The following is a 13,360-nucleotide window of genomic DNA, read 5'->3' on the forward strand; positions in this document are numbered from 1 at the left end:
ATGTCAGTACGCGGATTTACAATCATTGAGTTAATGTTGGCAGTTGCGGTGGTCGCCATTCTTGCTGCCATTGCAATTCCTAATTACCAGCAATATATAAAGAAGAGCAAACGTGTTGAGGTGCAAGCGCACTTAATGAGCTTATCGCAGCAATTGGCCAGCTATAAACTGGTCAATCACAGCTTTCAAGGCATGAATATAGATCAGCTCGGTGGCGCAGCTTTTCCACAAGCTTATCCGCATTATAGACTAACCTTAACCGATGCCTATGGTGCCCCATTGGATCAGGCCAGTAGTCAACTCACTACATGGCTTTTAGTGGCGACACCAGTAGAGCATTCTAGCCAAAAAGGGAGCGGTAAAATAAGCTTAACGCATACAGGTGCGCAATGTTGGTATGAAAATCAAGATGATGCCGTAGCACATATTATTAAAGAGGAGAGCGGTAAACTCACTTTACCTAATTGTCCGGCTGCATGGCAGCAATAAATGTTATTTAAAAATGGATTAGAGTTTTGCTTATAGAAAAGACAATAGAAGAACGAGCTTGATTCCGCTACAATATCGGCAATTTTTATCTATTTGATCAAATCTGATCGTTGCACTGCACGTCTTGCAGTAGGTGTATTTCCATGAGTTTTAAAGATGAATTAGCGGCACAGGTCGCTCAACGTCGTACTTTCGCGATTATTTCCCACCCCGATGCCGGTAAAACCACCATGACAGAAAAATTGCTGTTATGGGGTCAAGCTATTCAGGTAGCAGGTATGGTAAAAAGCCGTAAATCTGACCGTGCTGCAACATCGGACTGGATGGAAATGGAAAAAGAACGTGGCATCTCGATTACCACCTCTGTGATGCAGTTTCCATTTAAAGACAAAATGATTAACCTGCTCGACACCCCGGGGCATGAAGACTTCTCGGAAGATACTTATCGTACCTTAACCGCAGTCGATTCTGCCTTAATGGTAATTGATGGTGCAAAAGGTGTCGAAGACCGTACCATTAAACTCATGGATGTGTGTCGTATGCGTGACACACCTATCATTTCATTTGTGAACAAAATGGACCGCGAAATTCGTGAGCCATTAGAATTACTTGATGAAATTGAAAATGTATTAAAAATTAAATGTGTACCTATTACTTGGCCATTGGGTACAGGTCGTGACTTCGCAGGGGTGTATAACCTGATCGAAGAAAAATTCTATGTGTATAAAGCGGGCTTTGGTTCAGTGATTACTGATATTGAAGTGCGTGATGGCTATGATCATGCAGACTTACGTGAAAAAGTTGGTGAGCTTGCTTGGGCCGCATTTGAAGAGTCACTTGAACTGGTACAAATGGCCAATGAGCCATTAGATCGTGAAGAATTCTTAGCGGGTCGTCAAACCCCAGTATTATTTGGTACAGCACTAGGTAACTTTGGTGTAGACCATGTCCTAGACGCATTTAGCCAATATGCACCAGAACCGAAAGCGCATCCAACACAAGACCGTGTGGTAGATGCCAAAGAAGAAGGCTTCACCGGCTTTGTCTTTAAAATTCAAGCCAATATGGACCCTAAACACCGTGACCGGATTGCCTTTATGCGTATTTGCTCAGGTAAATATGAAAAAGGTTTAAAAATGAAGCATGTACGTTTAGGTAAAGATGTGCGTATTAGTGATGCTTTAACTTTCTTAGCTGGCGACCGTCAGCATTTAGAAGAAGCATGGCCGGGCGACATTATTGGTTTACATAACCACGGCACCATTCAAATTGGTGATACCTTTACTTCAGGTGAAAACTTACAGTTCACTGGTATTCCACACTTTGCACCAGAAATGTTCCGCCGTGTACGCTTAAAAGATCCATTGAAATCGAAGCAACTTCAAAAAGGTCTGAAAGAGTTGTCTGAAGAGGGTGCAACGCAGGTATTTATGCCTCAGCACAATAACGATTTAATCGTCGGTGCAGTGGGTGTCCTTCAGTTTGAAGTGGTGGCTTACCGCTTAAAAGAAGAATACAAAGTGGATTGTGTCTACGAGCCAGTGAGCATCAACACGGTACGTTGGGTGACGTGTGATGATGAGAAGAAATTCAATGAGTTTAAGAAAAAAGCTCACGACCAATTATCAGTAGATGGTGGTGGTCATTTAACTTATCTTGCGCCAAGTCGTGTCAACTTACAGCTGATGCAAGAGCGTTATCCTGACATCGTGTTCCGTAATACCCGTGAGCACTAAGTTACGGAAATATAAAACACTCTAAGCAAGAGTGTTTTATGATAGGCCTAATCTTGAATTAGGCCTTTTTTATGTCTGCTGTTGCTAAGCAAGTGCTGTATTTGGCATTGCTCGTTACTTTAACCGCATGCAATGATGCGAAAGCTCCGGTTGAATCAGTAACTCAGCCTGAAAAAAAAGCAATCCTTGTGCCTCAAACAGCAGGCGTGGCTGAGACTGCCAAAGTGCTCCCTTACTTAGATGCCAAAGCCAGTCCCCCCCAATTTGTCAGCCCTCAATGTGCAAGCAAAAATTGTCTAAATCTCAAGATCAATACTTTGATTACTCAAGATCCGTGGTTAAATAATTGGCTTAGTAGATGTCAAGCCGATGTTCTGATGCAACAGATTGAGCAAGAGCAAAAAAATCCGAGCTTACAACATGCCGTGAATCGTTATGCAGCTGCCTCTCAAGCATGGCAACAACAATCCAAACAACATCAAGCTTTTCAACTCGATCTAGAGACTGCATTGGTCTATCAAAAAAATGGCATTGTCTTGGTACAGATGCAGGTTAATAGCCATCAGGCTCAAACCAAAGTCAAAGACCGCTTATATTTCTTTGTGGCGGATCGTCATAATCAGCAGCATTTAGCCATAACAGATGTGATTGACAGCGATTATGCTAAAACCCTGCAAGATATTTTGAATCAACATTATAAAAAATGGTTAGCCACTCAAAGTGATGAAGTAAAGACCACAGCACCTCAGCAATTGGCTTGGCAACAAGGACAATGGTTTTATGACCAAGAAGGCATGGGCTTACATTTTCGTGCGGGTCAAATTAGCCCAACAGCTGAGCAACTTGATATTTACTTCACTGCTGCGCAAACTAAGCGTGTAATGAAAGCCACACTTTATCAAACTTTATTTAGCCCTCAATCGACGCGGGAGGAACCTCATGAAAGCAAAAATCGCGCTGCTTAGTGTTTCAATAGCAGCTCTGCTGACTGCTTGTAATCCTAAGCCCGAAGCACAACCCCAACCTCAAGCCAGCTCTGAAGCGCAAGCAAACGTCGAGCAGCAGTTCAGCTTAGAAGGGGAAAACCAAGCGCTGGATTTAAGCTTACCTGAGTGTGATGGCAATAATTGCCCTGAGATTGATGTTGAGCGTTTAAACAGTAATCAGCCCTATATAGATGCTTGGGTGGATGCGCAAATTTTAAAACTAATGCAGCAAATTTTATCGATTGCACCCAATCCTGAGCTTGAGCAAAACATTGCCTCAACTGCCCAAGCCAATCAAACGGCAGCCTCAGAAGCAACGCTCGCGATTACGCCAAAGCTTACCTTAGAACAGCAACTTAAACCTTATGTGGGGTCATTTTTATATTTAGATCAAGAGCTCAAAGATCTAAGTGCTAACCATCAAATTAGCGTGATGGTGAAACCACGTATTTTAAATCATCAAGGGCCGCTAGCAACCATTGTGTTAAACAGCAGCAGCTATTTGGGTGGTGCGCATGGTTCATCGTCACAGCAGTATGCCAACTTTGATTTAGCCACCCAGCAGCAAATCTCGCTCAAAGATATTGTCTTACCTAAACAGCAATCCGCTTTAGAAAAAGCCGCTTATGCCGTATTTCAACAATGGGTGACTGATTCTAAATTGGCGGAAAATATTCGCGATTATGAGCAAGCATGGAAATTTCACCTGTCTGATAATTTCTATTTAAGTCAGCAAGGTTTGATTTTGCAATATGCTGAATATGAAATTGGACCCTATGTGGTGGGTTTGCCTAAATTGGTGATTGGCTATGAAGCATTACAAGGTATTTTAAAACCTGAATATTTACCCGTACCTGAAGCGGTGACCAAACAGCCATGAGCATCGCTTTATTTGACACTCATACCCATTTTGATGTGCCCGACTTCGATCCAGATCGGCTTGAACTGGCACAGTTAGCCAAACAGATGGGGGTTGAACATTTAGTCTTAATTGGTTTTGTGGCAGAGCGTTTCTCTGCCTTAATCCATTGCCAAGCACAATTACAGCACGAGAAAAATGTACCCCAACTGCATTTAGCCCCGGGTTTGCATCCGTTTTATATTGAGCAACATCAACCCGAACATGTACAGCAACTGGAAGATATTTTACGTACTCAAACGTGTGTGGCCATTGGTGAAATTGGTTTAGATACTTTTTTTAAACAGCATAAACAACCCAATATTTTTGCCAAGCAGCAGCATTATTTTGCCGCACAGCTTGAACTGGCACAGCAACATCATAAGCCAGTGTTATTACACATTCGTAAGTCACATGCCGACAGCCTTAAAATACTCAAACAGCATCAGTTTCAACATGGTGGGATTGCACATGCCTTTAGTGGTGGGGTAGAAGAAGCCAAAGCTTTTATTCAATTGGGCTTTAAAATTGGCGTGACTGGACAAATTAGCAATCCCAATGCCAAAAAACTGCGTACCGTGGTGCAGGCCATTGGTGCAGAACATTTGGTTTTAGAAACTGATTGTCCAGATATGACTCCCTTGTGTTGCCAAGTCGAAGGTCAAACACGCACCCGCAATACCCCAGCTAACTTAATTTATGTAATCGAAGCTTTAGCACAGTGTTTAGATATACCACAGCCAGATTTGGCCAAGACATTATGGCGCAATAGCTTTGCCGCCTTAGCACTCTAGCTCCTCACTGCTAAACACAGTAAAATAGCGCCTCTTGTAACCATGTTGATCAATCATGACTGAAATATTAGATGACGAATATGAGCGCCGTTTTGCTGGCGTGGCTAAAATCTATGGTGATGCTGAATTTCAGCACTATGCCAATAGTCATGTCATGGTTATTGGCATTGGTGGTGTAGGCTCTTGGGCTGTGGAAGCTTTGGCGCGCACAGGTATTGGTGAATTGACTTTGGTCGATATGGATGTGGTTGCCGCATCTAATATTAATCGTCAATTACCAGCCATGAGTTCCACTTTAGGGCATGAAAAAATTGAAGTGATGGCTGAGCGCTGCCGTTCCATTAATCCACGCATTAAAATTAACTTGGTTGACGATTATCTAAGCCCTGAAAATATCAAAGAACTTTTACAAGAGCCCGCTGATTTAATTTTAGATTGCATTGATGATGTTAAAGCCAAATTGGCTCTAATGTTACATTGCCGCTTTAATAAAATTCCTTTGATTGTTTCAGGTGGGGCTGGCGGCAAGCTCGATCCTTTAAAGATTCGTGTGGCAGATTTATCTAAAACTGAACAAGATCCAATGCTGGCTAAGCTGCGTGCCCAGTTACGTAGTAAAGGCATCTGTAAGAAACCGAAAGAAAAATTTGGCATTACCTGCATTTATTCTATTGATAATCCATTTTCGAGTGCAGATGTGTGTCCTAGTGCCGGTTTACGCTGTGGCGGCTATGGCTCAGCTGTGGTCGTGACTTCCAGTTTTGCCATGGTGGCAGTCGCGGAAGTACTGAAAAAATTGGATCAGTTAAAACAGCGCCAAGGATAGTTTTTGCCAATGCGGTGTTGAATTTTCACCCAAAAAATCCCAAGTAAATGACTTGGGATTTTTTTATTCGAGTATGTATCTCTTTAGTTACTGTTAAGCACGTGAAATGTACTTTAATTTAAGTTGGCTAATTTAAGCATAAGTGTTAATTAGGTCAGATTATAAAAACAAGAATGTAATATAATTAATATTTGTTTTCATAAGTTTGTAATAACAAACAACGCTATTTAAAACCTTAATTTAATTAGGTGTTTTGCAATAATTTGTGTGAAATTTGTTATAAATGGTCAATCCTTATCCAGTCTGAATTGTCTAACATAAGCTTGGACAAATTGATATTGCCCTATCAATGTCCGACCTTGTTGTTAATTTCTCTCCAAATCACGCCCTAGTGGATTAAAAATGAAAGACAATTTAGTGGAAAGCCGGCTGTTCCGCATAAAAACTAATTTTGACCAGCTTGTCATTGGTCAAGTGACTCAAATCAATGATCTGTTGCAAAGCAGTCAATTGCTTTATACCAATTACCATAAGTGTGGCTACTTAAAACAAGGCACACCCTTTTTATATTTGCCGCAATATTGTCACAGTTCTAACTTCTTATTTACCGCTAAAGAAAACGATAGCATTGTCGGTACCATTGGTATTATCCAAGACCAATATTTACCTGCTTATGGGGCTTATCAAGCCGATATTGATGCCCTCAATATCAAAACGGGTAAACGGATTGAATTGGCCTCATTGGCGATTCGTGAAGATTATCAACATCAAAATCTTTTTTACGATTTATATTCAAGCGCCGTGCTATTTGCTATTTTTAAAGTGCGTGCTCAACATATTTTTATTCAGGTTGACAGTAAGAAAGCCTCATTTTACGAACGTCTATTCTTTAAAAAAGTCGGTGATAATCGGGTTTTAGATGAATATAACGGGGTTACCTCATCCTTGTTGTATATGGATGTAGAACGCGCTTGGAAATTGCTACGTCGTCGTTGCCAAGGGCAAAGTAATACTGCTGTGGTGATGAACATGCTGAAAATGTTTGGCGTATATGACCGTTATAAGGTATTAAGCCCTGTGCAGTTGCGTGATATGTCAAAGCGTTGGAGTGCTAATGACCTCGATTTTTATCAAAAAGCCTGTGGTCATGTATAAAAAAAGCCCCTCATGAGGGGCTTTTTTTTATTGCTGCGCTTGATGCTCACGCAGATAATCTTCGGTGCGTTTAATGGCATCTTGCATATTGATAATCGCATTTTCGACATCTTTTAAGGTTTTGGCATTGCCACCACTTAAAGCTTGACGCCATTTACGTGCGCCGGGTAAGTTTTGGAACAAACCTAAAATGTGACGAGTAATAATAGAAAGCGGTGCGCCTTCTGCTAAACGCTGCACAATATAGGGCATCATCTCATACATAATTTCAAAACGATCTGGCGCTTCTAAATTCCAAAGCTGCCCCAATTCTGCCAATAGATATGGGTTGTGATACGCTTCACGCCCAATCATGACGCCATCGACATGTTGTAAATGTTGTTGCGTTTCAGCAAAAGTTTTAATGCCGCCATTAATTTCAATGATTAAATCTGGACGATCTTGTTTTAAACGATAGACATCTTCGTAGCGTAGCGGCGGCACTTCACGGTTTTCTTTTGGTGATAAACCCTGTAGCAATGCAATACGCGCATGTACGATAAAGTTGTTACAACCGGTTTTGGCTACAGTATCGACAAAATGCAGCATCTCTTCATACGAGTGCATATCGTCAATGCCAATACGATGTTTAACGCTGACAGGAATATCGACGGCATGACGCATTTCAGCAATACATTCAGCAACTAGGTCAGGTTCAGCCATTAGGCAGGCGCCAATTTTATTGTTCTGTACGCGGTCACTTGGACAACCCACGTTAAGATTGACTTCGTTATAACCCCAATCTTGCGCCATTTTGCTACATAGCGCTAAATCTTTAGCATTAGAGCCACCCAGCTGTAACACAATGGGTTGTTCTTCTTGGTTAAAGTTTAAATGACGCTTGGCATCACCGTGAATAATGGCGCCAGTGGTGACCATTTCGGTATATAAAATCACGTTGGGATTAAATAAACGTGCGAAATAACGGTAATCTTTGGTGGTCCAATCCATCATAGGTGCAACGGATATACGTGGAAGCCTTGATATATCAGTGTTTTGTTTTAAATCAGTCATTTAAGCACCTATGAGCATTCGTATCATTTACGATAAATTTGTATCTTTTCCTATCTTTTTGCAACTCTTGCAACTATATTTGCAACCATTCCCCGTTCATTTAAGAAATAGTTGCAAGCATGGGCTATATCACAGAGTTAAAATCCAAAACTAAAGGTACCAGATATAAGGCTGTGATCAATATTCGCAAGCCAAGTGAGGGTATCGAGTACTTTGATACTGAAACATTTAGTACCAGAGCTTTGGCAAAAGCGTGGCTAAAAAGAGAAGAGGACAGATTAGAAAAGAATCCTCACTTGTTGTCAACCGACAAAGATGCTGTGGCATCTGCAGCCATGTCCTTGGCATCGGCAATTACCAGGTATAAATCTGAAATTTCAGACTATGGCAGGACTAAGGCATTTACCCTTGAGATGCTGAAAAAGTTCGATATTTCCCAAAAGTCTTTGGCAGATCTGAAGCGTACTGACTATGCACAACATGCTTTGCGTAGACGTGATGGGTACCACAATGAAAATTATGATTTAGATCCTGTTGAGCCGAGTACGATCCTTTTTGAGTTCCAGTGCATCAAATCAGTATTGGATCATGCAGAATTGCTTTGGGGTGTCGAGATCGACTTCAATGAATATGAAAAAGCAGTCAAAGGTCTGAGAAAGTCCCGTGTCATTTCAGAATCTGAAGAGCGTAGCCGGTTGCCAACGACCAAAGAATTGCAGGACCTAACCACGTATGCGTACATGGATTTTCATTTAAAGAATTATTCAAATACGCCACTATATTTGATCATGTGGTTAGACATATACACGGGTCGTCGCTTGGGTGAATTGCCACGTCTAGAAATACAGCATTATGATCGTGAGCACAAAAAATGGTATCTGGAAGCAGTAAAGCATCCAACGAAAAAGAACAATGACAAATGGTTTGTAGTATCTGATGAAGCGGCAGAAATCATTGATGAGTTATTAAAGCCTGAAATCCGTAAAAAGATGCTTTTACGTGGTGGTGATGATCGGTACCTGATACCCGTGCATGAGGAAAATATTGCACGTCATTGGCAGAAAATTAAGAAACAAGCCGGCATTGATGATTTACGTTTTCATGACCTTCGGCATGAAGCAGCAACACGATTGGCAGAGCAGGGCTTAACGGTACCGCAGATCCAACAGTACACGTTGCATGATGATTGGAATAGTCTGAAACGCTATGTCAATTTAGATATTATTCGAAAGGATCTGCTCACATATAAGCAAGCCATTGAATATGCAAAAACCACTGGCATTGCTGAGGCCATTAAAAAAGCCTCTGATTAAGAGGCTTTGTATAGGTTACGAAATTCGGCTTCAGTCACTGCTTTGATTGGGTACTCTTCATCAATGACGATTGGTATGCCATACACAGATTTATAGTTTGGTAGCCATACCAAAGCTGAACCAATGTGCGATTTTTCGCTCAGAATTCTGAAATTTTCAGCATTCATGATAATTGCATAAGGTGGGTCTTTTAGCTCAGTGATGTGCTTTCGAAGTTCTTCAATCATTTAAGCCACCTTTGCCTTTTCTTTAATTTTATTAAACGTCTTTGAGTCCAATTCCTTTTCAGCAACCTTGAAAAAACGCATCGCCAGCTCCTGCGCTGAGTGATTATTTTTCTTCATGATCTTGGCATCTTGATCAAGCAAAGTGACGGTCTGATTGATGCGTGTCAGCATCGAATTGACCTGTGACAATTCAATATTCAGTAAAGCAATTGAATTACCGTTTTTGCATTTGTCCTTGGCTTCAATCAATCCTGCACGTTTGGCTTTGAGTTGGTCGCGTAGATCCAAAAGATCATCACGGCTAAATTGTTGGCTAAGTTTTAAAGGACTCAGTTCTAACAGTTGTTCTTGTGCATTTTCGAGTTTCATTACCATTCCCACATTTTGTATTTAATAAATAAAGTGCCATTTGCTAAGAGCATCAGCTCAAGTACCAACAAGAAAAACTCTGCCATTGCTGAACTCGTCCTGAATGCGTTGAAATTCTGAAACAGCAATTTGTTGTGCCATTCCATTAATCAGTGATTGAAAATGAGCAAAAATATAAAGTCCGAACTCAGCCATATTCAGCAGCTGCGGATCTTCTAAACTTTTTGATTTGATTAGTTCAATTTCGGCATGACTGGCAAGCTTGAGCTCAAGCAATAACTGGTAGTATTTATCCAGGTTATGAATATCTACATTCACAGATACATCGGTTGGATCACACATGAATGGTTGGCCACTGTATAAATGGCCAAACACTCGATTATCTTCAAGACGGTCAATAATGCCGTTCCCTGCAAAATGGATTCCTGAAAATTGAGTTCTGTTTTCAGATATAAAGCTCACTGCCACATGGTCACCAGTATTCATGCTGCCACCTGTTTTTTTCGACGTTTAATTGTCTGCTTTACGGAATGTTTATCACGACAAATAATGCAAATATGCTCTTCACCTTTACCTTTGATTTTGAAAGTCTGCTGACCATGGTGTGCGCACTGGCCCTGAAACTGAGATTTTCCTTCAGCAACTGCTTTTATTCGTGCAGCATTATTTGCATCTCGTCTTAATCGTTCTGGTGATGGAGCTTGAGCTGGTTTTACAGCAGGTTTATTTTTTTTAGATTCTTGGACTGAGCTGAACATGATTTCGCGCATCGTAGACTGAGCGTTATAGCCTTCAGTTTTACGTTTATGCGTAAGTTCAGAGTGACCAAATGGAATCTGATCTGGTTCAGATTTGCCCTGAGCCTTCAGGAAGTCGTCGACTTGTTGAGCAAGGGCAATGGATTTGCCCTTTTTGATAAAAACGTCATGGTCTAAATTAGTGTGCATACTGTTCACCATTCATAGCTTTATGATCGTGCTGAGCCAATGCAGTTTGCTGATCGATATACACAGCAAGGTCTGCCAAATTGACCATCCAAGATGCTTTTTGTTTTTCGCCCAAACGGATCACAGGAAACGGTAATTCCTGTTTCACTGCTTTACGTTTGGCAATTTCAAGTGACATGTGGCTCAAGTAGTCTTCAACCACATTTTCAAGCGGTACCACTGGAGACATGTAGCGCAACACAAGCATCGTGTACGTGTTGATAACTGGAGCAAATTTACCTTTCACTTCAATTCCCCTAGTTCCTTGAAGATACGTTCAGCCGTTTTTACATCAACGGTTGCAGGTACCACATGCTGACCAGGCATGTGAAAAGTAATCACATGCGCACCATTGTTATTACGGATCACCACGTTGTTCACATTGCTCATATTGATAATGTGCTTAGTGTGGTTTAAATCAGTGAATTGCAGCATCGTCGTTCTCCAGCAGCTGCTTCAATGCAGCTTGTTTTCGCTTGAGCTTGAGTTGATGTTCATACGCTTTTAAGACAATAAAAACAGAGAAAACGAACATAAAAGCAATAATGTAAAACGGTGCATATTCGTTCATGACACATACTCCACAGCTTTTAGTGCTGCATTTAAATGTTTTTCTTCATCAGACAAATAGCTCAAATACTCTTCATCAATTTCTTTAAGCATGCAGTCGCAGCATTTTGATGGATGATGTTCACAGCCTTCAGGTTCAGGCTGCTCAACTTCAGCAATTAGGCAATGGCAGCACTGTTCATCCGTGAAATTTGGACATTTATCCTGGCATGGGTGCTGATTCATGCTGATTCCTCAATAAGTTGATTTCGGTAAATACGACGGACTTTTTTTTCCAAAGTCTGTTTTTCAATTTGACTTAGTTCTTCAGCTTCAAAAGCTGCTTGAATGAACGCTAAGGCTTGAGATTGGGCATCCAGTAATGCAGCGCTTGAAAGTGCATTAAGTAAATTTTCGATAGCTGCGTTAATCTGGTTCATGCTGTTTTCACGACACATAGCTTTCTCCAGATACGAGCAAAAAGATTGATCTTTGCTGGCTGAGCGAAATCTTCAGCGTGAAGGCGTTTGATGATGATTGATTCAAAATTACTTTTTTTCATTAAAAAATACCTTTTAGGTACGATGACAACCAAAAGGATATTTTTTAATGGGTATTTTTGTCAATACTAAAAAGTAATTAAAATGCCTAAAAAGGTATTTTTATGCAGAAAAGATACAAAATAATTGTACAAAAGAATATTTTAAGTATGTTTTAAGGTTGTTTAGACAACAAAAAACCACTCCGTGGAGTGGTTTCTGGTATTTATTGGGCTAAATTAATCTTTGATAGGTTGTTTTTGGCTAGCTGGGTAAAACGCTACGATTGGCAAAATATTTTTAATGTTATTTCTATCTAAACTCAAACGTTCACCATCAAGTGTTTCGATGTCCATGATTCCGTCACGTTCAAATAAAAATTCCCCTAAAACGATCTCTCCTTGAATCGTAATAAGAACAGCATCATCCCCAGATTCAATGATTTTTTTAGCATCACACAGAAAAACGAAACCGACTTTATAAGGTTTAGGATAGCCACTTCCTGTCACTTCAAAAGCAATTGGTGATTCAACTGTGGGTGAAACAAAAATAGAACTTTTAGCCGTAGGCAGTTCTGAAATTTCCAAGTCCTCTCCTTTTTGAATTTTGATTGAATTCTTAATGTTCAAAATTCTATAACCATTTTCGGTTGTAACGGAAGAGGGTTCAGCAACTAAATTGGTATTTTTTAGGTTATCTGCGACATTCTTTGTCGCCTTACCTGAATTATAGGCAACTCTGAACACTTCAGCTTTGGTATGTTCGTGGTCAAGCCATCCTTCAGGGACATTAAAAGCATCAGTAATTTTCTTAGCATTGTTGTTGCCAATGTTTTTGGGAGCATTTGCAGAAAGATATTGATTTAAAAGGGTATATTCAATTCCAACAAAAGTAGCAAACTCTTTACGTTCAAAAAATTCGAGCAACTCTAATGTATTTCTTTTTCTAATTTCTTTAACCGATAACATCAGGTTTATCTCCAGGTGGAAATTTCAGTCAGTGGTGACTTACTTACTTACGTACTTACTTGGCAGGTATTATCAGCTAAAACATTGACCGAAAAAATACCCTTCAAAACAACTAAAACAGCTTTTAAGGTAATTTATTTTTAATCTGGGGCTTGATTAAAAAATACCGAAAAGGTATTTTACTCAAAACGAATACCAAAAAGGTTGTTAAAATGTGTACTCCATTCAATGAGTTCATCGAGCAATTACATAAAGATGGTGGTCTTGAAGACTACGCCTTACGTGTTGGTACTTCTCCACAGTATTTGTTCACGCATCTGAAGCATCGTCGCAAGATCCCCAACAAGCAGTTTATGCAAATACTCGCTCAGGAAAGCAATGGGGCATTCACTTTCAAAGACCTTGTGCTTTGGTTCTACGGTTTGAAGACAGCTTAGACAGCTTTTTCTCAAATAAATACGATTATTAGACA

General features: G+C 40.4%; 20 protein-coding genes. 9 read left to right on the plus strand and 11 right to left on the minus strand.

Annotation, left to right across the window (positions count from 1 at the left end; translation table 11 throughout):
• The 7 genes from AC5YCD_RS04505 (at position 1) to AC5YCD_RS04535 (ending at position 6,884) form a co-directional block, all read left to right on the plus strand.
• Positions 1-489, plus strand: coding sequence for a type IV pilin protein (locus AC5YCD_RS04505; protein ID WP_496128884.1), 489 nt, complete (start codon positions 1-3; stop codon positions 487-489).
• A gap of 143 nt (positions 490-632) precedes the next feature.
• Positions 633-2,225 carry a peptide chain release factor 3 gene (locus tag AC5YCD_RS04510; RefSeq protein WP_496128885.1) on the plus strand — a complete coding sequence of 531 codons (1,593 nt, stop codon included), beginning with the start codon at positions 633-635 and terminating at the stop codon, positions 2,223-2,225.
• A gap of 71 nt (positions 2,226-2,296) precedes the next feature.
• Positions 2,297-3,190, plus strand: a complete 894-nt coding sequence (locus tag AC5YCD_RS04515) for a hypothetical protein (RefSeq protein ID WP_496128886.1) — start codon at positions 2,297-2,299, stop codon at positions 3,188-3,190.
• The gene (locus AC5YCD_RS04520; RefSeq protein WP_496128887.1) at positions 3,165-4,091 is read left to right on the plus strand and encodes an RsiV family protein; all 927 of its coding nucleotides are present in this window, start codon (positions 3,165-3,167) and stop codon (positions 4,089-4,091) included. The genes AC5YCD_RS04515 and AC5YCD_RS04520 overlap by 26 nt, the downstream gene beginning before the upstream one ends.
• Entirely contained in the window at positions 4,088-4,903 is an 816-nt protein-coding gene (locus AC5YCD_RS04525) for a TatD family hydrolase (protein WP_496128888.1), read from the plus strand. Before AC5YCD_RS04520 ends, AC5YCD_RS04525 begins: the two co-directional genes overlap by 4 nt.
• A 55-nt stretch (positions 4,904-4,958) precedes the next feature.
• Entirely contained in the window at positions 4,959-5,729 is a 771-nt protein-coding gene (locus AC5YCD_RS04530) for a tRNA threonylcarbamoyladenosine dehydratase (RefSeq protein ID WP_496128889.1), read from the plus strand.
• 402 nt (positions 5,730-6,131) lie between these two features.
• Complete coding sequence (locus tag AC5YCD_RS04535; RefSeq protein WP_496128890.1) at positions 6,132-6,884, plus strand: GNAT family N-acetyltransferase; 753 nt, start codon at positions 6,132-6,134, stop codon at positions 6,882-6,884.
• 27 nt (positions 6,885-6,911) lie between these two features.
• Here the strand turns inward: AC5YCD_RS04535 and dusA are convergent, their stop codons facing one another.
• On the minus strand, positions 6,912-7,937 hold the full coding sequence (gene dusA, locus AC5YCD_RS04540) for a tRNA dihydrouridine(20/20a) synthase DusA (protein ID WP_496128891.1): 1,026 nt from the start codon (positions 7,935-7,937) through the stop codon (positions 6,912-6,914).
• A gap of 119 nt (positions 7,938-8,056) precedes the next feature.
• Between dusA and AC5YCD_RS04545 the strand changes: the two genes are divergently transcribed.
• Positions 8,057-9,250, plus strand: coding sequence for a site-specific integrase (locus AC5YCD_RS04545; RefSeq protein WP_496128892.1), 1,194 nt, complete (start codon positions 8,057-8,059; stop codon positions 9,248-9,250).
• Here AC5YCD_RS04545 and AC5YCD_RS04550 read toward each other — a convergent pair.
• From AC5YCD_RS04550 to AC5YCD_RS04595, 10 genes are all read right to left on the minus strand, one after another.
• Complete coding sequence (locus AC5YCD_RS04550) at positions 9,247-9,477, minus strand: hypothetical protein (protein WP_496128893.1); 231 nt, start codon at positions 9,475-9,477, stop codon at positions 9,247-9,249. The genes AC5YCD_RS04545 and AC5YCD_RS04550 overlap by 4 nt on opposite strands.
• On the minus strand, positions 9,478-9,846 hold the full coding sequence (locus tag AC5YCD_RS04555) for a hypothetical protein (protein ID WP_000764236.1): 369 nt from the start codon (positions 9,844-9,846) through the stop codon (positions 9,478-9,480).
• Positions 9,847-9,903: 57 nt separating this feature from the next.
• Positions 9,904-10,332 (minus strand): hypothetical protein, encoded by a 429-nt coding sequence (locus AC5YCD_RS04560; protein WP_496128894.1) that lies wholly within the window; start codon positions 10,330-10,332, stop codon positions 9,904-9,906.
• Positions 10,329-10,793, minus strand: a complete 465-nt coding sequence (locus AC5YCD_RS04565; RefSeq protein WP_496128895.1) for a hypothetical protein — start codon at positions 10,791-10,793, stop codon at positions 10,329-10,331. The genes AC5YCD_RS04560 and AC5YCD_RS04565 overlap by 4 nt, the downstream gene beginning before the upstream one ends.
• On the minus strand, positions 10,783-11,040 hold the full coding sequence (locus AC5YCD_RS04570; protein WP_126039309.1) for a pyocin activator PrtN family protein: 258 nt from the start codon (positions 11,038-11,040) through the stop codon (positions 10,783-10,785). Before AC5YCD_RS04570 ends, AC5YCD_RS04565 begins: the two co-directional genes overlap by 11 nt.
• Positions 11,041-11,075: 35 nt before the next feature.
• On the minus strand, positions 11,076-11,267 hold the full coding sequence (locus tag AC5YCD_RS04575; protein ID WP_126038133.1) for a hypothetical protein: 192 nt from the start codon (positions 11,265-11,267) through the stop codon (positions 11,076-11,078).
• A complete protein-coding gene (locus tag AC5YCD_RS04580; RefSeq protein ID WP_164836591.1) occupies positions 11,251-11,403 on the minus strand; it encodes a hypothetical protein in 153 nt (50 codons plus the stop codon). The genes AC5YCD_RS04575 and AC5YCD_RS04580 overlap by 17 nt, the downstream gene beginning before the upstream one ends.
• Entirely contained in the window at positions 11,400-11,627 is a 228-nt protein-coding gene (locus tag AC5YCD_RS04585) for a hypothetical protein (protein ID WP_496128896.1), read from the minus strand. Before AC5YCD_RS04585 ends, AC5YCD_RS04580 begins: the two co-directional genes overlap by 4 nt.
• Positions 11,624-11,821 carry a hypothetical protein gene (locus tag AC5YCD_RS04590; RefSeq protein WP_269228861.1) on the minus strand — a complete coding sequence of 66 codons (198 nt, stop codon included), beginning with the start codon at positions 11,819-11,821 and terminating at the stop codon, positions 11,624-11,626. The genes AC5YCD_RS04585 and AC5YCD_RS04590 overlap by 4 nt, the downstream gene beginning before the upstream one ends.
• A 338-nt stretch (positions 11,822-12,159) precedes the next feature.
• Entirely contained in the window at positions 12,160-12,888 is a 729-nt protein-coding gene (locus tag AC5YCD_RS04595; protein WP_496128897.1) for a hypothetical protein, read from the minus strand.
• Positions 12,889-13,040: 152 nt separating this feature from the next.
• Here AC5YCD_RS04595 and AC5YCD_RS04600 point away from each other — a divergent pair, with 152 nt between their 5' ends.
• Entirely contained in the window at positions 13,041-13,325 is a 285-nt protein-coding gene (locus tag AC5YCD_RS04600) for a hypothetical protein (protein ID WP_496128898.1), read from the plus strand.
• Positions 13,326-13,360 lie beyond the last annotated feature (35 nt).

Source organism: Acinetobacter sp. CY05, assembly GCF_059515805.1.

Excerpts from the sequence above, each read along its gene's own strand:
- AC5YCD_RS04590 (WP_269228861.1), bottom strand. The coding sequence starts at position 11,821 with ATGAACCAGATTAACGCAGCTATCGAAAATTTACTTAATGCACTTTCA.
- AC5YCD_RS04520 (WP_496128887.1), top strand. The coding sequence starts at position 3,165 with ATGAAAGCAAAAATCGCGCTGCTTAGTGTTTCAATAGCAGCTCTGCTG.
- AC5YCD_RS04585 (WP_496128896.1), bottom strand. The coding sequence starts at position 11,627 with ATGAATCAGCACCCATGCCAGGATAAATGTCCAAATTTCACGGATGAA.
- AC5YCD_RS04550 (WP_496128893.1), bottom strand. The coding sequence starts at position 9,477 with ATGATTGAAGAACTTCGAAAGCACATCACTGAGCTAAAAGACCCACCT.
- AC5YCD_RS04535 (WP_496128890.1), top strand. The coding sequence starts at position 6,132 with ATGAAAGACAATTTAGTGGAAAGCCGGCTGTTCCGCATAAAAACTAAT.
- AC5YCD_RS04545 (WP_496128892.1), top strand. The coding sequence starts at position 8,057 with ATGGGCTATATCACAGAGTTAAAATCCAAAACTAAAGGTACCAGATAT.
- AC5YCD_RS04595 (WP_496128897.1), bottom strand. The coding sequence starts at position 12,888 with ATGTTATCGGTTAAAGAAATTAGAAAAAGAAATACATTAGAGTTGCTC.
- AC5YCD_RS04510 (WP_496128885.1), top strand. The coding sequence starts at position 633 with ATGAGTTTTAAAGATGAATTAGCGGCACAGGTCGCTCAACGTCGTACT.
- AC5YCD_RS04565 (WP_496128895.1), bottom strand. The coding sequence starts at position 10,793 with ATGCACACTAATTTAGACCATGACGTTTTTATCAAAAAGGGCAAATCC.
- AC5YCD_RS04580 (WP_164836591.1), bottom strand. The coding sequence starts at position 11,403 with ATGAACGAATATGCACCGTTTTACATTATTGCTTTTATGTTCGTTTTC.
- AC5YCD_RS04570 (WP_126039309.1), bottom strand. The coding sequence starts at position 11,040 with ATGCTTGTGTTGCGCTACATGTCTCCAGTGGTACCGCTTGAAAATGTG.
- AC5YCD_RS04555 (WP_000764236.1), bottom strand. The coding sequence starts at position 9,846 with ATGAAACTCGAAAATGCACAAGAACAACTGTTAGAACTGAGTCCTTTA.
- AC5YCD_RS04525 (WP_496128888.1), top strand. The coding sequence starts at position 4,088 with ATGAGCATCGCTTTATTTGACACTCATACCCATTTTGATGTGCCCGAC.
- AC5YCD_RS04575 (WP_126038133.1), bottom strand. The coding sequence starts at position 11,267 with ATGCTGCAATTCACTGATTTAAACCACACTAAGCACATTATCAATATG.
- AC5YCD_RS04505 (WP_496128884.1), top strand. The coding sequence starts at position 1 with ATGTCAGTACGCGGATTTACAATCATTGAGTTAATGTTGGCAGTTGCG.
- AC5YCD_RS04515 (WP_496128886.1), top strand. The coding sequence starts at position 2,297 with ATGTCTGCTGTTGCTAAGCAAGTGCTGTATTTGGCATTGCTCGTTACT.
- AC5YCD_RS04560 (WP_496128894.1), bottom strand. The coding sequence starts at position 10,332 with ATGAATACTGGTGACCATGTGGCAGTGAGCTTTATATCTGAAAACAGA.
- dusA (WP_496128891.1), bottom strand. The coding sequence starts at position 7,937 with ATGACTGATTTAAAACAAAACACTGATATATCAAGGCTTCCACGTATA.
- AC5YCD_RS04530 (WP_496128889.1), top strand. The coding sequence starts at position 4,959 with ATGACTGAAATATTAGATGACGAATATGAGCGCCGTTTTGCTGGCGTG.